The sequence below is a fragment of the Amycolatopsis sp. A1MSW2902 genome (assembly GCF_017312175.1).
In the GTDB taxonomy this organism is placed as follows: domain Bacteria; phylum Actinomycetota; class Actinomycetes; order Mycobacteriales; family Pseudonocardiaceae; genus Amycolatopsis; species Amycolatopsis nivea.
This window is the reverse complement of record NZ_QJPO01000001.1, coordinates 3,118,443-3,136,073: the sequence shown is the minus strand read 5'-3', so window position 1 is coordinate 3,136,073 and position 17,631 is coordinate 3,118,443. Positions and strand designations below refer to the sequence as shown.

At 72.1% G+C, this 17,631-nt stretch carries 14 protein-coding genes; 1 reads left to right on the top strand and 13 read right to left on the bottom strand.

What is annotated here, in order from left to right; genetic code table 11:
• Positions 1 to 3: 3 nt before the first annotated feature.
• The 9 genes from DMP23_RS14290 to DMP23_RS14250 all read right to left on the bottom strand — a co-directional run bounded on the left by DMP23_RS14290 (position 4) and on the right by DMP23_RS14250 (position 9,679).
• Positions 4 to 2,064: a PPE domain-containing protein gene (locus tag DMP23_RS14290; RefSeq protein ID WP_337821299.1), complete on the bottom strand. Its 2,061-nt coding sequence runs from the start codon at positions 2,062 to 2,064 to the stop codon at positions 4 to 6.
• Between the two features lie 11 nt (positions 2,065 to 2,075).
• Complete coding sequence (locus DMP23_RS14285) at positions 2,076 to 2,510, bottom strand: hypothetical protein (RefSeq protein ID WP_134661780.1); 435 nt, start codon at positions 2,508 to 2,510, stop codon at positions 2,076 to 2,078.
• A gap of 50 nt (positions 2,511 to 2,560) precedes the next feature.
• Entirely contained in the window at positions 2,561 to 3,412 is an 852-nt protein-coding gene (locus DMP23_RS14280; protein ID WP_238605774.1) for an ESX secretion-associated protein EspG, read from the bottom strand.
• 372 nt (positions 3,413 to 3,784) lie between these two features.
• Positions 3,785 to 4,471: a flavin reductase family protein gene (locus tag DMP23_RS14275; RefSeq protein ID WP_337821298.1), complete on the bottom strand. Its 687-nt coding sequence runs from the start codon at positions 4,469 to 4,471 to the stop codon at positions 3,785 to 3,787.
• A gap of 127 nt (positions 4,472 to 4,598) precedes the next feature.
• Positions 4,599 to 5,414, bottom strand: coding sequence for an FAD binding domain-containing protein (locus DMP23_RS14270; protein ID WP_337821297.1), 816 nt, complete (start codon positions 5,412 to 5,414; stop codon positions 4,599 to 4,601).
• Positions 5,411 to 5,878: a (2Fe-2S)-binding protein gene (locus DMP23_RS14265; RefSeq protein ID WP_337821296.1), complete on the bottom strand. Its 468-nt coding sequence runs from the start codon at positions 5,876 to 5,878 to the stop codon at positions 5,411 to 5,413. The genes DMP23_RS14270 and DMP23_RS14265 overlap by 4 nt, the downstream gene beginning before the upstream one ends.
• 1 nt (position 5,879) lies before the next feature.
• On the bottom strand, positions 5,880 to 8,132 hold the full coding sequence (locus DMP23_RS14260) for a xanthine dehydrogenase family protein molybdopterin-binding subunit (protein ID WP_337821295.1): 2,253 nt from the start codon (positions 8,130 to 8,132) through the stop codon (positions 5,880 to 5,882).
• Between the two features lie 194 nt (positions 8,133 to 8,326).
• Positions 8,327 to 8,860 (bottom strand): hypothetical protein, encoded by a 534-nt coding sequence (locus DMP23_RS14255; RefSeq protein ID WP_337821294.1) that lies wholly within the window; start codon positions 8,858 to 8,860, stop codon positions 8,327 to 8,329.
• 54 nt (positions 8,861 to 8,914) lie between these two features.
• Positions 8,915 to 9,679 (bottom strand): sulfite exporter TauE/SafE family protein, encoded by a 765-nt coding sequence (locus DMP23_RS14250; protein ID WP_337821293.1) that lies wholly within the window; start codon positions 9,677 to 9,679, stop codon positions 8,915 to 8,917.
• Positions 9,680 to 9,865: 186 nt separating this feature from the next.
• On the opposite strand from DMP23_RS14250, the gene DMP23_RS14245 reads away from it, so the two are divergent.
• The gene (locus tag DMP23_RS14245) at positions 9,866 to 12,955 is read left to right on the top strand and encodes a discoidin domain-containing protein (protein ID WP_337821292.1); all 3,090 of its coding nucleotides are present in this window, start codon (positions 9,866 to 9,868) and stop codon (positions 12,953 to 12,955) included.
• Here the strand turns inward: DMP23_RS14245 and DMP23_RS14240 are convergent.
• The 4 genes from DMP23_RS14240 to DMP23_RS14225 all read right to left on the bottom strand — a co-directional run bounded on the left by DMP23_RS14240 (position 12,939) and on the right by DMP23_RS14225 (position 17,527).
• Positions 12,939 to 13,574, bottom strand: coding sequence for a GTP cyclohydrolase II (locus tag DMP23_RS14240; RefSeq protein WP_337821291.1), 636 nt, complete (start codon positions 13,572 to 13,574; stop codon positions 12,939 to 12,941). The genes DMP23_RS14245 and DMP23_RS14240 overlap by 17 nt on opposite strands.
• A gap of 482 nt (positions 13,575 to 14,056) precedes the next feature.
• The gene (locus tag DMP23_RS14235; RefSeq protein WP_337821290.1) at positions 14,057 to 14,803 is read right to left on the bottom strand and encodes an FHA domain-containing protein; all 747 of its coding nucleotides are present in this window, start codon (positions 14,801 to 14,803) and stop codon (positions 14,057 to 14,059) included.
• An 88-nt stretch (positions 14,804 to 14,891) separates the two neighbouring features.
• A complete protein-coding gene (locus DMP23_RS14230; protein WP_051728843.1) occupies positions 14,892 to 15,716 on the bottom strand; it encodes a hypothetical protein in 825 nt (274 codons plus the stop codon).
• Complete coding sequence (locus tag DMP23_RS14225) at positions 15,713 to 17,527, bottom strand: serine/threonine-protein kinase (protein WP_337821289.1); 1,815 nt, start codon at positions 17,525 to 17,527, stop codon at positions 15,713 to 15,715. The genes DMP23_RS14230 and DMP23_RS14225 overlap by 4 nt, the downstream gene beginning before the upstream one ends.
• Positions 17,528 to 17,631 lie beyond the last annotated feature (104 nt).

The following is a 17,631-nucleotide window of genomic DNA, read 5'->3' as shown; positions in this document are numbered from 1 at the left end:
GCCTCACTTCCAGTCCTTGTTCTTCCAGTCGCCGATCACCGGCGGGGCGACGACCTCGTCGGGTGCGAAGAACGACGGGTCGTCCGCCTCGACGAAGCTCGCGACCTTGTGTTCCTTGTCCTCCGGGCCCTTTCCGCCCTTGCCGCCGCCCATGGCTCCCATGCCGGGAGCGCCGGCCGCGCCCTTGCCGCCCGCGGCTCCCGAACCGGAACCGCCGCGCCCGGCGGCGCCCTCCTCGGCCGGGCCGGAACCGCCCGCGCCGCTGAACGCGCCGCCGGAGCCCGGGCCGCCCTTCGCGCCGCCGAGTCCGCCCGCGCCGCCGCCGAGCCTGCTGCTGATGCTCTCGCCGTTGACGCCGCCGACCTTGCCGATGCCGCCGAGCTTCTCCCCGCTCGGACCGGTGCCGCCGCCCGGGAACAGCGGTTTGCCGTCCGGGCCGATCTTGCCGGGGTTGAACGGCTTGATCCCGCCGGGGCCCTCGGGGATCGAGGGCTTGAACGGCTGCGGCTTGTACGGGTTCGATTTGTACGGGTCGCCGTCCTTGCCGGTCGGCACGGTCGGAATCGTCGGGATGGGCGGCTGGGTGAAGGTCGGGCCGCCGCCCGGGTTGCCGCCGCCGGGGATCGGCGGGATGTTCGGCGGAGTGAAGTTCGAGCCGCCGGGCCCGCCGCCGCCCGGGATGGGCGGGATGTTCGGCGGAGTGAAGCCCTGCGCCTTCGTGGAACCGGGGTCGCCCGAACCCGGGATCGGCGGGAACGACCCGCCGGGGCCGCCGCCACCCGGGCTGCTGCCGCCGGGGCCGCCCTCCGGGATCTTCAGCGACGCCGGGTCGAACCTGTGCTCGGGCTGCTGCCCGCCGGGTCCGCCGGTGACGCTGCCCGGGCCGCCGCTTCCGCCGCCGTACGGCTTGCCGTCCGGTCCGATCGGCCGTCCGTCGGGACCGATCGGCTGCCCGTTCGGGCCCACCGTGGTCCCCGCCGGGCCGATCGGCTTGCCGTCGGGACCCAGCGGGCGCCCGTCCGGTCCGATGAGCTGCCCGTTCGGGCCGACCGTGGTCCCGGGCGGGCCGATCGGGTTGCCGTCGGGGCCGATCGGACGGCCGTCCGGGCCGACCCGCATCCCGCCCGGAGCGCCCGCGCCCCCGCCGGGCTTCATCGGGGTGCCCTGGATCGTGGGCCGGAACCGCTCCGTCTCGGCGGGCAGCTTCGGCGGTTCGGCGAACCGCGGCGTCGCCACCGCGCCGCCGATGGTCTGGTCGTACCGCGTCATGATCTGCGCGGCCTGCTCGCGGGCGGCCTGCTGGTCGGTGAAGGTCTTCATCGCCGAGGAGTAGGCCAGGACGTACGCGGTCGGGTCCTTGATCGTCATCAGGACCTTGTTCGCGTCCTGCGCCGAGAACTGCACCGGCGGGTTGGCGTTCATCGCCTTCTGCGTCTCGTTGAGCGCCTGCGAGTGCACCTCCTGCTGGCGCCCGGTGAGCGTCGCGCCCTGCGCGGTGGTGCCGAGCCACTTGCCCACGTTCGCGAGGTGCACGCGCGCCGCGTCGCCCGCGTCGCCCTTCCAGTTCGAGGTGCTCGCGTTGATCGCGTCGCCGAGGTTCTTCTGGTGCGTCGCCAGTTCGTTGCCGAGGCTCACCCACGCCTCCGACGACTCGGCCACCGCGGCCGGGTCCGCGTCCGTGGTGATGGCCTGGATCATCTGCTCGTGCGTCGCGTTCTTCCAGTCGGTGCTCGGCGCGGCGCCCGGATCGCGCATCTCGAGGTCTTTGCCGAGATGTTTCTTCGATTCTTCCAGGTTCCGCTGGTACATCGCCTGGATCAGCTGGTCGCGCGCCTTGCCCTGGACGTTCGGCAGCAGCCAGCCGTTGAAAATGGCGTCGATCTTGGTCGTCGCGTCCTCGCGCAGCTGGTCGCCCGAGGCCACGTCGTCCGGGCGGACCGGGCCGATGTAGTACTTCGACGACGGGTCCAGCGTCGGGTTGTAGAGCGCGGTGTTGCCCGGGTCGTAGTCCGTCGAGGACGGATCGGAGACCGACTCGGCGGTCGGTGCTTTCTTGTCGGCCACTGGTCTCCCCTTCAGCCCTGTTCCTCGGCGGTGCGGTGGATGCGCTCGAAGGCCTCCCGCGAGCTGTGCTCCCGCTCCTTGTAGTTCTTCTTCGCGAGCTTGATCGCCTCGACGTAGGTCGGGAACTCCCGGTGCGCCGCCTGCAGCTGGGTGACCAGGCCCTGCTGGTCGCGCGCGGTCTCGGCCATGTGCTTGCTGACGAACATCCCGGCCGGGCTCTTCGACATCGCCGGGACCCCGGCGATCTTCTCGATCAGGTGCACGTGCGCCTCGAGCGCGTCGAGCACGCCCTGGAGCGCGGCGATCATCTTGTCGCCGGTGCTGTCGTCCACCGCGAACGATCCGCGCTCGGCCAGCGTCTTCAGCTGGCGCGCGGGCAGCGAGAAGCCCACCGGGGCCACGGGGGCCGTCCTCGCTTCCATCGCCATCGGTGCCTCGTCGGTCATCGGGACCTCGTTCTCCTCGTGAACTGTCGCCGCTTGCAAGGGGGGAATGATCAGTAAACCTCGGAAACCGCCTGCTGCACGGCGCGCTTGAGCTCGCGGCTCCCGGCGGGCACGTACTCCGCGGTCAGGTCGCCCGCCTCGCTGACGGCCGACTTGATCAGGTAGCGGCCGTCGGCGGTGTCGAGCCACCCGATCGGGGCGCCGCCGCGCCGCTCGCCGTGCCGGCCCCAGCCGCTCACCGCGATGTGCCCGCCGCCGAGCCGCGGCTGCGCCAGCACGCGTTCGAGCACCTCGACCCCGCCGGGGGCGGCGCGGGAGACCCGCGGGTCCGGGCGGCGCGGCTGCACGCGCCCGCTGACCTCGATCATCCCGAACGCGTCGGTCTCTTCCTCGTCCTCGGCCGCCTCGGCCCGCCGGCGCGCGGTCATCGCGGAGACCTCCTGCGAGGCCGCCTGGCGGATCGTGTGCGCGCCGGTGCTCGCCGGGCGCGCCTGGGGCAGCACGCCGGCGATCACCTCGACGAGCTCCTCGTCGTCGAAGAGGGAGAACAGCAGCTCGTCGGTCTTCGGGTCCTGGGTGATCCCGAGCGCCTGCCTGCCGTCGGTGAGCGCGACCACCGCGATGTCCGCGCCGAGCCCGTCGATCCCGCTGACCGCGACCGACACCCGCGGCTTCGCGAGCAGGTCGAAGGCGGTGCGCACGTAGGGGCTCAGCTCGTCTCCGCTGGAGAGCCTGCGCGCCTCGATCGCGTCGTTGACCACCTTCGCGACCTGGACGTACCGGTCCGGCTCCGCGGGCACGGTACCGATCCGCAGCGGGAACTGGCGGATGTTCCCGCCGGTCGCCTCCCCGATCACCAAAGCTTCGACGACGTCGAGAACGAACTCGAACCTGTCCGCCATCCCGAGGGCATCCTTCCCACAGCCGGGTCGGGCACGGCCGCTCCGGCACCCTTGCGAGTGACGCCGAATTGCGTTGCCGTGCCTGGGATTCGCAATGGGGAAAGACTATCAGTCCGGCAGGGGGCGGTGATCACCACGGGGACGGCTGCCCCAATGTACCGAGGGCCGTGTCCGAAGAGACACGACCTGCGGTTTCGCCGCGCGCGCCGCTTGACGCGCGACCCGGGAGCGGCGGAAATTCCTTGATGCGAGAAAGCTGACAAAAGGCCGCCGCGGATCGCGGCGGCCCCTTGCGGTGCCCGGTTTTACCGAGTTGTTCGCCTGTTCTTCGCCCTCGTTTCGCCGGGTCGTCGCTCCACAGTGGACACGGGCTCAGGAGACGCCGCGCGCCCGTTCGATGTCCGGCGAGCGGTACATCCGCTCCGGGATCCGCGCGAGCGTCGAATCGTGCACCTGCGGCCCCAGCCCGTACAGCTTCTGGAAGCTCATGATCAGCGGCCGCCACGCGTCCGGGTCGACGTGGTCGTCCGTGCCCGGCGTCCGGATGTCGTCGTGCACGAACACCCGCTGCACGCGCACTTCCAGCCCGACGATGCCGCCGCGCTGCGCCTCGTCGTCCTCCGCGAACGGGTGCACGGATTCCAGCACCGCTTCCATCGCGACCGGGCACTCGGCGACCCGCGGCGGCGCGACCGTCTCGGACGGCACCGGCGTGAGCCCGGCGCGGCCGAATTTGTCCGCGACGTGGAAGTAGCCGCGCTCTTCCTTGCGCGGCGGCACCGGATCGGACCCGGTGGTCAGCGCCAGCCGGTCCACCGCGGCGGCCATCGCCGAGGACGGCAGGTTCAGCACGCATTCGCGCGTGCGCAGGAGGTTGAGCGTGGTCTTCGAGCGGGCGCCGAGGCCGAGCATCGCGCGCCAGCCGAGCCAGAACGCCGACGACATCGGGGCCAGGTTGGCCGAACCGTCCTCATTGGACGTCGAGAGCAGCACCACCGGAGTGCCGAAGTAGAGGATGCCGGGCTCGATCGCTGTGTGCGCGGGAAAAGTCGTGTTCACAGCGCCCAGTCTGGCCACCGCCGCCGGTCCGTCGCTGGCGGAAATCAGCCGTCGCTTTCCCGGCCCGGAAAGCCGTGAAGGACTCCTTGGGGGAATCAGATTCCCGCAAGGAGTCCTTCACGGACGGTCAGGCGATTCCGGCGGCAGCGAGAGCGCGGCCGGTGAGGACACGCGCGAGGTGCCGGCGGTACTCGGCCGTGGCGTGCGGTTCGTCCGGCGGCGAGGTGTCCTCCGCGGCCAGTTTCGCCGCCTCCGCCGCGGTCGCCCCGGCGGCCAGCGCGCGTTCGGTCGCCGACGCCCGCAGCGGCGTGCCGCCCATGTTGATCAGGCCGACCGAACGCCCGGCGACCGCGACGCCGACGATCGCCCAGTCGATGGCCCGGCGGGTGAACTTCTCGAAGCCCCAGCCCAGCCCGGCCTGGCTCGGCAGCCGGATCTCGGTGAGCAGTTCGTCCGGCTCCAGCGGCGTCGTGAACGGCCCGAGGAAGAACTCCGCGGCCGGGATCCGCCGCTCCCCCCGCGGTCCGCGCGCGACGAGCGTGCCGTCCGCCGCGAGCACCGCCGCGGGCAGGTCGGCCGCCGAGTCGGCGTGCACCAGCGACCCGCCGATCGTCCCGCGATGGCGCACCTGCGGGTCGCCGACCGAACCGGACACGTGCGCGATCAGCGGCGCGTGCTCGGCGAGCACCGGGTCGTGCTCGAGATCGTGGTACCGGGACAGCGCCCCGATCACCACCTCGTCGCCGTCGGTCCGGACGAACTTCAGCTCCCGCAGCGGCGCGATGTCCACCACGACCTCCGGCGCGGCGAACCGGAGTTTCATCAGCGGCAGCAGCGAATGCCCGCCCGCGAGCAGTTTCGCGTCCTCGCCGTGCTCGGCGAGCAGCGCGAGCGCCTCGTCTACAGTGGACGCGCGCCGGTAGGCGAACCCGGCCGGGATCACTGCGCCACCTCCTGCCCGGACGCGTCGATCACGGCGCTCACGATGTTGTGGTAGCCGGTGCAGCGGCAGAGGTTGCCCTCCAGCGCCGCGCGGGCCTCGTCGCGCGTCGGCTTCGGGTTTTCCTTCAGCAGCGACACCGTCGCCATCATCATGCCGGGCGTGCAGAACCCGCACTGCAGGCCGTGCTGCTCGCGGAACGCGCGCTGCACCGGGTGCAGCCCCTCGTCCCCGGCGAGACCCTCCACAGTGGTCACTTCGTGCCCGTCCGCCTGCGCGGCCAGCACCGTGCAGGACTTCACCGATTCGCCGTCGAGCAGCACCGTGCACGCCCCGCAGGACGTGGTGTCGCAGCCGATGTTCGTGCCGGTGAGCCCTGCGGTGTCCCGCAGGTAGTGCACGAGCAGGGTGCGGTCCGGCACCTCCTGCTCGACCTTCTTCCCGTTCACCTCGATCGAGACCCGCACGTCAGTTCGCCTTCCTAGCGTCGTTCAGGGCCGTCCACACCCGCAGCGGGGTGGTCGGCATGTCCAGGTGCCGCACGCCGAGGTGGGCGAGCGCGTCCACCACCGCGTTGTGCACCGCGGGCGTCGACCCGATGGTCGCCGCCTCGCCGATCCCCTTGACCCCCAGCAGGTTCCGGGTCGTCGGCGTCTCCATGTCCACCAGTTCGAAATCGGGCAGCTCGGGCGCGGTGACGAACGAGTAGTCGGCCAGCGTCGCCGTCGTCGGGTTGCCGTCCGCGTCGTAGCTCATCACCTCGAGCAGCGCCTGCGCGATGCCCTGGCCGAGCCCGCCGTGCCGCTGGCCGCGGAAGGTCAGCGGGTTCACGATCGGGCCCGCGTCGTCGAGCGCGACCAGCCGGCGGACCTCGACCTTGCCGGTCTCGGTGTCGACCTCGACGACCGCGAGGTGCGCGCCGAACGGGAACGTCGGCGCGCCGTCGCCGAACCAGACGTCCGCGGTGAACCCGTCGGCCTCGGCGGCGACCCGCGCCCAGTCGAGCGTCGTGCTGGACGGCGCGCCGCGGACCTGCCACACGCCGCGTTCGGCGTCCAGCTCCAGGTCGTCCGGCGCGGCTTCGAGCAGTTCGGCCGCGACCTGGCGGGCCTGCGCCACGACCTCCTCGGCCGCCTGCCGGATCGCCGAACCGCCGAGCTGCAGCGACCGCGAACCGAACGTGCCGATCGCGCGTGGGACCTCGTCGGTGTCGCCGTGCCGGACGGTGATCTTGTCCAGCGGCACGCCCAGCTGGTCCGACAGCAGCATCCCGAGCGACGTCCCGAGCCCCTGCCCGTGCGGCGAACTGCCGGTCCACGCGGTGACCGAACCGTCCGGGTGCACGTCGACCCGGCCGCTCTCGCCCGACGCGTCGCCGCCGGTGATCTCCACGTATGCCGCGATGCCGAGCCCCAGCGCCACCGGATCCCCGGCGGCCCGGCGCTTCCGCTGTTCCTCGCGCAGCTGCGCGTATCCCGCCGCGTCGAGCACCTTGTCGAGCGCCGCGGCGTACTCGCCGGTGTCGTAGGAGCCGCCAGTCGGTGTCTGGTAAGGGAATTCCTCGGGCCGGATGAAGTTGACCCGCCGGACGTCGGCCGGGTCCATGCCGATTTCCGCGGCGAACAGGTCGATCGCGCGCTCGACCGCCGCCGTCGCTTCCGGACGGCCCGCGCCGCGGTAGGCCGCGATCGGCGTGGTCGTGGTGACCACGCCGCGGCTGCGCGTCTGCACGACCGGGAACCGGTAGACGCCCGGGGCCATCATCTCGGTGAGCGTCGGCAGGAACAGCGCCCGCGGGTACGCACCGGTGTCCTGGAGGACGTCGAGCCGGTACGCCAGCACGGTTCCGTCGCGTTTGCCGCCGATGGTGACGGTGTTGCGCTGCGCGCGGCCGTGCGTCATCGAGGTGAGGTTCTCGCTGCGCGATTCGGCCCACCGCACCGCGCGTCCGGCCTGCTTGGCCGCCCAGGCGAGCAGCACCGCTTCCGGATCCGCGCCGATCTTCGCGCCGAACCCGCCGCCGACGTCCGGCGTGATCACGCGCACCAGGTCCTCGCCGATGCCGAGCCCGCCGGCCACCATTCTCCGGCCGATCTGCGCGTTCTGCGTGGACAGCCACAGCGTGACCCGCCCGTCCTCGCCCCACGCGACCGCCGCCCCGCGCGGCTCGACGGGGGCCGGGGCCACGCGCTGGTTGAGGATTTCCTCGGTGACGACGACTTCGCAGCCCTCGAACGCCGAATCGTCGAACTCCTCCGGGCCGTTCGTGTGGACCACGTTGGTGCCGTGGTCCGGGAACACCAGCGTCTCGTCGGCGAGCGCGGTGTCGAAGTCCGCGACCGCGTCCAGCGGGTCGTAGTCCACATCGACCAGTTCGGCGGCGTCGGCGAGCTGGTACCGCTCCTCGGTGAGCACCAGCGCGACCGCCTCGCCGACGTACCGCACGACGTCCTTCGCCAGGTACGGCTCGGCGACGGGCCCGGCCTTGCCCGGTCCGAGATCGAGATCGGCCGCGGTGTAGACCCCGACCACGCCCGGTGCGGTGCGTGCTTCTTCGACGTCGATGCCGACGATCCGCGCGTGCGCGATCGGGCTGCGCACGAAGACCGCGTGCACGGCACCGTCCAGCGCTTCTTCCTTGAGGTCGTCGACGTACGTTCCGCCCGCGGTGATCAGCTTCTCGTCTTCGACGCGCACCACCCGGGTGCCGACAATGCTCATCTGTCCTCCTGCTCGGGTACCCCGCCGACTATGCCCGCATGTGCCGCCCCGCGTCAGCCCGAACGGATCTGCCACGCCGAAACCGCGGTGCGGGAGAGTCTGCCGCGGCGTGGCGGAAGATAGCGCACGGACCGGATCGGGTCGGCGGCTGAGGCAGTTCGGTGATCAACGGGACTCGGCAGGCGGCTTCCGCGTCACCGTGGGTCCGCCGCTGGGACTCGCTCCTCGAACCAGGTCCGGAGCGACTTCAGCGTGCCCGCGATGTTCTGACCGGCGAGGTGCTCCAAAAAGGCTCTGCGCAGCGGGAGCTGGCCGCGCAGTTCACTGCCCTCAGGAGGCAGGAACTGCTCCCCTGCCCGACGGACCTCTGCGAACGTGGTGAAGATGCCGCTCTTGCCAGGCCGCAACGGGAAGCGCATCGCACCAGCCACCTCCGTGAAATCGACCAGCTGGCGGATCGACCGGTTCACCGCATAGCGGGACCCGGCCATATGCCGAGCGCTGTAGCCCGGCATGGTGTCGCACCAATCGGACAGGCCCCGCACCCAAACGAGCGCCTCCACGGCTCCGCCGTGAAGGAGAAGCCCCGCCTCCTCGCGGGTCAGCCCATCCTCGAAACGTTTGCCGTCGAACGCAGCGAGATCTTCCCGGCACCGATCGTGTGCGCGCTGGAGCAGCCGGAGTGCTCTGGCGGCGGGGACGTAGTCAACCTCGGCTGGCTGAGTCATTTCGGCACCCCTCCGTCTTGTCCCCGCAGTCGCGGCCAGGCATCCGCCTGTTGCTCAGCCCGAGTAAGCCTGCCAACCCAGCACCACCGCCAAAGTAAGCCCACCCAGTCCGATCGCGATGCGCAGCGGCGTCGCGGGCAGGTAGCGCACCAGGATCGAGCCCAGCCACGAGCCCGCGACCGAGCCGAGGCACACCGCGATCGCCGCGGGCCAGAAGACCTTTCCGGTGAAGGCGAACACCAGCGCGGCGATCAGGTTCGCGGTGCCGGTCGCGATGTTCTTCGCCGCGTTCGTGCGGGCCAGCGACTGGCTCCACACCGTCGTCAGCAGCGCGAGCATCAGCACCCCGGCCGCGGCCCCGAAGTAGCCGCCGTACACCCCGACCAGGAACGCGGCGATCCCGGTGAGCGGGCCGATTCCCCGGTGCTCGCTGTGCTCGGCCATGCGTCGCAGCCGCGGACCGGCCATCAGCACGACCGAAGCGCCGCCGATCAGCCACGGCACGACGACGGTGAACGCGTCCGGCGAGCTGACCAGCAGCACCAGCCCGCCGCACGCCCCGCCTGCCGTGGTGATCAGGCACAACGGCAGCAACCGGCGGCCTTGCCCCTTCAGCTCCGGGCGCGCGCCGACCGCCGCCCCGGCGGTCGTGCCCAGCATCGCGACGGTGTTGGTCATGTTGGCGACGACCGGCGGCAGTCCGGCGGCGAGCAGTGCCGGGTACGACACCAGCGACGCCAGGCCCGCGGTCGCGCCGGTCAGCCCGGCCCCGACCCCGGCCAGCACGAGGAGCAGGAATCCGCCGGGGCCAGTGATCACGTTGTCATCTCAACATGCCGTCCCTAGGCGCCCGCCAGCCGGGCCGCAGCGTATCGGCGCAACGTATAGGGCGTTATACGACATTGTCCGAAACCGGACGGGATCGGCCGGGAGGGTTGCCCGGTCGCCCGGCCGCCGCAGAGAATCCGCGCTGACAAGGTTGTCAACGGTTCGGGAGGACGCGGGATGGACGGGTTCACCCGGCGGCAGGCGCTCGGTTTCGCGGGGGCCGGAGCCGTGGTCCTCCTGGCCTCGGGAACAGCGCGAGCGGCGTCCCGGCCCGCTCCGGATCCCGTCGCCGCGACCTACCTGCGGGTCCTGCTCCGGCACACCCGCTGGGCCGAGCAGCAGTTCGACCGCGCCGCCGGGATCTACCCGGCTCGCGACTTCACCTTCGCGGTCGTCCTCGGCAACGCGCTCCTGCTGACCCGCGACGGCTACGACCCGGCCGTCGCCGGAGTCGACCGCGAAACTCTCCGCGCGCACACCCTCGCCACCATCAAGCACTTCGCCGCGTCGAACCGGCTCACCGGCGGCACCGAGTGGGGCCGGAAACTGTTCTTCGACACCACCTTCCAGTCCTACTTCCAGCTCGCCGCGCGTCTCTTGTGGACAGAGCTCGACGCGGCGACGCAACGGAACGTCGAGCGCATCGCCACCGAACAGGCCGCCTACACGGCCGGCCTCGGCACCGGCAACGACCCCGCCTCCGGCGACTGGACGCCCAACGGCCTGCGCGGCGGCTACGTCGGCGACACCAAGCTGGAAGAGATGGGCGTCTACGCGCAGTCGCTCGCCCCCGCGCTCGCCTGGGCGCCGGACGATCCGCGCGCCCCCGAATGGCGCGCGGCTTTCGGTTCTTGGAGCCGCAACGAAGGCGGCCTGCCCGCGGCGGATCTGGCGAACCCCCGGCTCGTCGACGGAAAGCCGGTCAGCGCCAACACCGCGACCAACCTGTACGACACGTTCCTCGTCGAGAACCACGGCTCGTTCGGCCCGCACTACCAGGAAGAACTCTGGCGCACGTCCGGCCGCAACGCGATGCACTTCCTCACTGCCGGAGTCCCGCTGCCCGAGGTGCTCACCGCGCAGCCGAACGGCGAACTGCTGTGGCGCACCATGCTCCTGATGACCAGCGACGCGGGCGAACCGCTGATGCCGATGGTCGCCGACCGCGAACACCTCTACGGCCGGGACGTCATCCCGCTGGCTTTCCGCGCGCAGGTCCTCGGCGACCGGCACGCCGCCTACGCCGAGGCCCAGCTGGCCGCGCGGCTGGAGCCGTACCAGGCGTACCCGCCGGTCGACCGGATCACGAAGTTCTCCGGCGAACCCAAGTACGAACCGGAGGCCCGCGCCGAACTCGCCATCAGCTACCTGCTGCACGAATGGCGCGCCGGGCACGGCGGCCCGGTCAACGCGGTACGCAAGGACGAATTCGACGCCCACGCCGCTCGCGCCGCCGATTTCGGGACCGGGCCGGGTCTCCTGGCGCAGCGCTCCCCCGCCGCATGGGCCGCGACCGTCACCAAACCCGGCTTCGTGAAATTCGCCTGGCAGCCGAACCACGACGACTGGCTGTTCGTTCTCGGCGGCGCCAACCCGATGCTGCTGCCCGCCACGAACATCGCTGTGCGCGAACGCCACGCCACGACATACCGCAAGGTCCGCGACGGATTCGACGGCACTCTCGGCGTGCTGCGGTTCGACACCGGGTACGCCGCACTCGCCACCCTCCCCACCGGCGCCGCGGTCTACGCCAGCACCGGCGTCGCGTCGGACGAAGGCGTGCTCAACGTCTACAACCTAGCCATGCCAGGCGTTCCCGGCCTCGACGGCGACCGCACCTACACCGCCGCCGAGGGCTCGGTGACGCTCGCCGCACAGTCCGGACCGACCGGCGCGCGCACCGACGACCTGACCTTCCCGCCAGTGACCGCGCGGCATGTGCGGATGCTCGGCGTGCAGCCGGATCCGCAGTACGGCTACTCACTCTGGTCATTCGAAGTCCACAACGGCGACGGCCCCGATCTCGCTCTGTCCGGAACCGCGTCCGCCTCGTCGGCCGCGCCGGGCAAGGAGGCGAAGTACGCCACCGACGGCAATTCCGCCACGCGCTGGGCAGTGTCCACATCGGACCGACCGCGCGCGGACAGCTGGCTTGCCGTCGATCTCGGTGCGCCACAACGGGTTGACCGGGTCCGGCTGAGCTGGGAGGCCGCCGCCGGGCGGAAGTACCGGATCGAAACGTCGCCCGACGGCGTCGCCTGGACGCCTGTCGCGACCTATCCGAAGCCCGCACTGCAGAGCACCGGCGGCTGGCTCGACATCGACGGCCGGGCCGGAATCGTCGTCACCAGCCCGAATCCGCTCACCGTCACGAACGACCACGTCACGCTGTCCGCCGGTGCGCCCGCGCCGCTGCTGGCCGAGCTGTACCCCGGACGCGCGGACCTGCCGAAACTCGCCCGGCGCGTTCGCGCCACCGCGCCCGGAGTCCATGCGAGCGTCACGGACGATTTCCTGATGCTGGCCAACCTTTCCGACCGCACCGCGGCCGGAACCGCTTCCCTGCCCCAGGATCGCAGCGCCCTGCTCCTGTACCGAGGCACGCAAAAGGTCACCTCGTCCGGCAGCGCGTTCAGCTACGAACTGGCTCCCGCCGAAGGCCGGATCGAACCGCCCCGATTCACCGTGCGCGGCAGGTCCGGCAGCGCCGTCCCGCCCGGCCTGACCGCGGTAGTGTACGACGCCAGCCGAGTCGACCTGACCGCGCCGCCCGGACTGCTCCCGGCGGTGGTGACCGTGACACCGACCGGCGGCCGTCCGCGCACCGTCACGCTGCCGCCGCGCCGCACCGTGCCGGTCGTCTTCGCCGAGATCCGGCCGTACCCGCTGAACGACCGCGCGCTCGGGGCCGTGACCTTCCCCGCCGAACCGCTGCCGCCCGGGATGACCAGCCCAGACGCCGCCGTCGACGACAACCCGGCGACAGCGTGGCAACCCGGCCCTGGCGGCCGGATGGTGGTGGACCTAGGCGCACCGCTGCAGATCGCGACCGTCGAAGTCGCCTGGACCGCGGGACGGGTGCCCGCCACCGTGGTCGAGACCAGCACCGACGGCCTCGCCTACGCCGAAGCTGCCCGCCCCGACCGAAAGCGCACCGCCTCCGTCGCGCTCGCCCAGTCTGTGCGCTACCTGGCCCTCCGCACCCTCGACTGGCGACGCGGCGACGCCGTCCTCACCCGGATCTCCGCCCTCACACCGCCGAACTAGCCGGCCAGTCCTCGAACGGCAACGCGAGCGTGTGCCCGGTCTGCTCGGCTTTCGCGCGCAGGTACCGGACGTTGTTCTCGTTCGCGAAAACCCCGGTGCGGACCCGTTCGCGCACGTCGATGCCGTGGCGCGCCAGCTGAGCCGCCTTGTCCGGGTTGTTCGACAGCAGATCGAGCTGCTGAACGCCGAACAGGCTGAGCATTTGCGCGGCCGCGGTGTAGTCGCGGGCGTCTTCCGGCAGGCCGAGCGCGGAATTCGCCGCATAGGTGTCCAGACCGGAATCCTGCAGCGCGTACGCGTCGAGCTTGTTGTACAGCCCGATCCCGCGACCCTCCTGGCGCAAGTAGAGCAAGTACCCGCCCGTCTCGGAAATCCGCGCAACCGACTCCGCCAGCTGCGGGCCGCAATCGCAGCGCGCGGATCCGAAGACGTCTCCGGTGAGGCATTCCGAATGCAGCCGCACCAACGGCACCGGACCGGGTTTCCCCAGCACGAAGGCAAGATGCTCGAGCCCGTCGGACAGCCCGGTGAACGTGACCGCCTCGGACTCCACCGCGGGCCCTTCGCCGAACCGCAACGGGATCCGTACTCGCGTGCGCACCTGCGGGACTGTCGTCATCGGGCAACTCCTCTCCCCTCGGTGACTCCGACCCTACTCAGAACCACCGACAGAAACGCGGTCCCGGACTGCGGCCAAGGTCACGTCGGCTCGCGGGCATGGCCGGACGCCGGGAATTGTTCGCCGCCGATCCCGCACGGCTCGTTCCCCGGATGGCTGGCTTCCGCCCGATGAGGTTTCTCAGCGGCGAGGGCAGCGCCGACGGCCGATGATCCGCATCGCTTCGCAGGCATCGCCCCCGCGAACCTGCCCCGCCCGCACCCCGACCGAGCTGTCCGTGAGGGGAACCCTCACGGAATCTGATTCCGTGAGGGTTCCCCTCACGGACCTCTGCGGCTCCCCCGCCCATCCGGGAGCGACATCGCCTGGTACGGGCGCGGGCGGCGGAAACTCCCGGTGTCCGGTGCCCGATCGCCCATCTGGGCCGCACCGGGATCGCGGCCGCGGCAAGCGTACTCCGCTCCGCCGGGCCGGACGACCGGCTAACTCCCCCACGTGGACGGCATCCACCCTTCCTCCCCCACCGGCGGTAGCTCGGGCGAAAGCAGCGCCAGGTCCGGCGGCACCAGCACCGCGGCCGAAACGAGCGCCGCCACCAGATCCTCGTCCGGAGAGCCCGGCCGGAACCGGAACCGCACCGAATCCAGCACCCCCGCCACCGTTTCCGCGGTCCATCCGCCGTCCGGGTCCAGCGCGGACAACCGGCTCGCGGCCAGCGGGACCGGCACCGGGCGCGGCCGTTCCTCCCGCCGCAGGAACGCGCGCGCCACCATCGCGAGAACGAGCCGTTCGTCCGGCCGCAGCCGCCCGGCCGGGACCGGCGACGGCGTCCCGTCGGCGATCCGGATCTCCAGCACGTGCTCGCGGTCCCCCGAACCGCGCGCGTACACCGGGAGATAGCCGGGCGGCAGCGGAACCGGCGCGGCCCCGGCGAACACGAGCCGCGACCGCGGCAGCCGCAGCGGCACCTTGCCGGTCGCCCGCACCCACCACCGGCCCGCGTGCCGCTCCAGCACGCCGTGGCGGCGGCTGACCCGGCGGTCGTCCTCGCCGAGCGGCACCGTCACCTCGGCGGTGTTCCGCCCGAACGTGACCGGGCACCGCGCCGCCGGCGGCACCAGGACTCCCCCCGCGCGTCCCAGCACCACCAGCGTGCCCGGCGGCGACGCGAACCCGAGCGCGAGGCTCGGGTGTCCCGCGGGCAGCGTCCGCATCGCCTCCCCTGCCACGGACACCCCCTGCGGAGCCGCTGCCGGACCCCGGTCGGCCGCGACGGCCCGCCGGGGGCGCGGGGCCGGATCCGCCGCGCACCGCGAGTCAAGCAGGCGGGGCCGGGACCCCTCCCGGATCGTCGCCGGGTTCGAGCAAAGCCAGGTCCGGCGGCACCAGCGACGTCGACAGCAGGAGTTCCTTGATGAGGTTGTCGTTGAGCGCGTTCCCGACCGGTTCGCCGACCTCTTCCCTGGTCAACCCGGCCACCCCGGCGCGGGCCAGCCGGGCGCGCACGGCGCCGACGAGATGCTCGACGCGCTTGCCGCTCCAGCGCCCCTCCGGTTTCAGCTCGGACAGCTGCGCCGCCACCTGCCGCCACGCGAGCGGCTGCGGGTACTGGTCCTGCAGCAGATACCGCTGCGCGAGCGAGACGAGGACGAGCCGTTCGTCTGGCGTCAGCCGCCACATCCGCGGCGGTTCGGTGACGTCCTGCGGCCGCGAATCCGGGCGGCGCCCGTCCGCGCCGGCGACGTACACCTCCAGCAGGTGCTCGCGCCCGGCCGAACCGCGCACGAACGCCGCGGTGTAGCCCTCGGCCAGCGGCACCGGTTCCTCCTCGGGGAACAGCAGCCGCGAACCGGGCAGCCGGATCGGCAGCTTCCCGGTGTTGTGGATCCACCAGCAATCCCGGCGGCGCACCAGGAACCCCTGCTGCCGGCTGACCTTCCGGTCGTCCTCGCCGACGCACACGTGCACGTCGTCGCGGTTGCGCCCGAACAGCACCTGCCTGCCGTCGCGCGGCGGCATCCGCACGCCGCCGGTCACCGCGAGCGCGAAGATCGTGCCCGGCGGCGAGGGCGGGACGCCGTGCGCGAGGCTGCCGTGGTCCGGGCCCAGCTCTTCCGGCGGGCCGCCGGGAAACGCGGTCATGTCTTCGGCAGCTTTCCGGCCAGCGAACCGGCCAATGTGGACACCGGCGCGCACAGCCGTTCCGAGGGCGGTTTTCCGTGCACCACGACCCGAAGGCGTTCCACCCTCTGGTCCCCGTGCGCGTCGGTGTAGGAACGGTAGACGAGGACCGCCTGGCAGGTGTTCTCGGCGAACTCGTCGGTCTTGAGATACGCGTCGTGCCCGCCGACCTGCACGAGCTGGCCGGTCGTGCTGTCCGGCGGCTGGTCCCGGTCGAACATGACGGTGACCGAACGGTCGCTCGCCGGGCTCTTCCAGTCGCACCACCAGCCGCCGAAGCCGCGCTCGATCCGGACCGGGGCGGCGACCCCGGCCGTGGCGGAGATCCCGATCGAGTCCAGCAGCGAGCACGCGTCCACGTACGCCAGCGAACCCGCCGGGAACGCCGTCGCGCGCGGCGGAACCCCAGCCGCGGCCATGGCTTTCGTCGCCGAAGCGACCGCGGTGTCGGCGGCCCGGCAGAGGTCGAGGTGGTACCCGTCGTTCTGCTTGGCCGTGACCTTCACCGCGAATCGATCCTGCAACTGGATCGTCCGCTCGCACTGGTCCGGCGACGACGCGGCGAAAACCGCGAACGGACCCGACTTCGACTGCGCGCCCTCGATCGCGGAACCGGGCGGGTCCTCCAGCTCCACCAGGACGTCCGCTTCGCGGTCGCCGTGATGCAGGAGCACGTCGCAGCGGTTGAAGTTCCCGTAGTCGGGAACCACTTCCGGATCGCCGAACGGCTTGAGCGGCGCGGGATCGACCAGTCGGCACGGGTCGGCGGCCCGCGGGTCGGGACCGATTCCGAGCTTCGGCTGCGCCGGCGGCGGAGTCGCCTCGGTCTTGGCCGGGCGCGTCACGAAATACGTGGCGACGACGACCGCCACCGCCGCGGCCGCCACTCCGGCGAGCAGCAGCCCGCGCCGCGGCCGCCACTCCGGCGAGCAGCAGCCCGCGCCGGGTGCGCCGCCGTTTCGGCACATCGACCGGCAGCGCGTCGATTCCCTCCGCGAGCAGTTCCCCGCCGGCACCGCGGTCGGGCGTTCGGCGGGGTCGCGCCGCATCAGCAGTTCCAGCGCCGGCGCGAGACCGTCCGCGTGCCGCGCCCGCGGGACCGCGCCCTCGGCGACCCGGCGGATGGTCGCGTACTCGTTGCCGCCGGAGAACGGCGGCGCGCCCTCGACGGCGGCGAAAAGCGTTGCCCCCAAGGAAAAAATGTCCGACGCCGCGGTGGGCGGATGCCCTTGCGCGACCTCCGGGGCGAGGTAGTCCGGCGTGCCGCCGATGAGCGGCGAATCGGTGACCGTCTCGTCCGTGCGGACCGAACGGGAGATGCCGAAATCGGTGAGCTTCGCGCGGCCGTCGGCGGCGATCAGGACGTTGCCCGGCTTGACGTCGCGGTGCACGATGCCGTGCGCGTGCACCGCGCCGAGCGCCGCCGCGATCTGCACGCCGATCTCGGCGACCGTGCGCGCCGGCAGTCTCCCTTCCGCGGCGAGGATTTCCGCGAGGCTGCGCGCCGGGACGTATTCCATCACGAGCCACAGCTCGTCCCCGTCGGCGGCGACGTCGAAGAAGGTGACCACGTTCGGGTGCAGCACCCCGGCCGCCAGCCGGGCCTCGCGGCGCAGCGTCCGCCCGCTCACCACGTCGGACAGCCGGGCCTGCTTGAGCGCCACCTCCCGGCCGAGCCGGTCGTCGCGCGCCCGCCAGACGACGCCCATGCCGCCGCTGCCGACGCGCTCCAGCAGCCGGTACCGGTCCGCGATGAGCTGGTCCCCGTGCACCGACGCTCCCCTCGGCGTGGTCCGACCCCTGTGAGGTAACTCGCAGTAACGATACTGCATCACGCGCGTTCGCCGGAAGCGGCCCGGGGACCCCTCCCGCCGTC

Coding starts and splice junctions, on each gene's coding strand:
- DMP23_RS14245 (WP_337821292.1), top strand. CDS start 9,866: ATGGACGGGTTCACCCGGCGGCAGGCGCTCGGTTTCGCGGGGGCCGGA.
- DMP23_RS14240 (WP_337821291.1), bottom strand. CDS start 13,574: ATGACGACAGTCCCGCAGGTGCGCACGCGAGTACGGATCCCGTTGCGG.
- DMP23_RS14230 (WP_051728843.1), bottom strand. CDS start 15,716: ATGACCGCGTTTCCCGGCGGCCCGCCGGAAGAGCTGGGCCCGGACCAC.
- DMP23_RS14260 (WP_337821295.1), bottom strand. CDS start 8,132: ATGAGCATTGTCGGCACCCGGGTGGTGCGCGTCGAAGACGAGAAGCTG.
- DMP23_RS14280 (WP_238605774.1), bottom strand. CDS start 3,412: ATGGCGGACAGGTTCGAGTTCGTTCTCGACGTCGTCGAAGCTTTGGTG.
- DMP23_RS14255 (WP_337821294.1), bottom strand. CDS start 8,860: ATGACTCAGCCAGCCGAGGTTGACTACGTCCCCGCCGCCAGAGCACTC.
- DMP23_RS14285 (WP_134661780.1), bottom strand. CDS start 2,510: ATGACCGACGAGGCACCGATGGCGATGGAAGCGAGGACGGCCCCCGTG.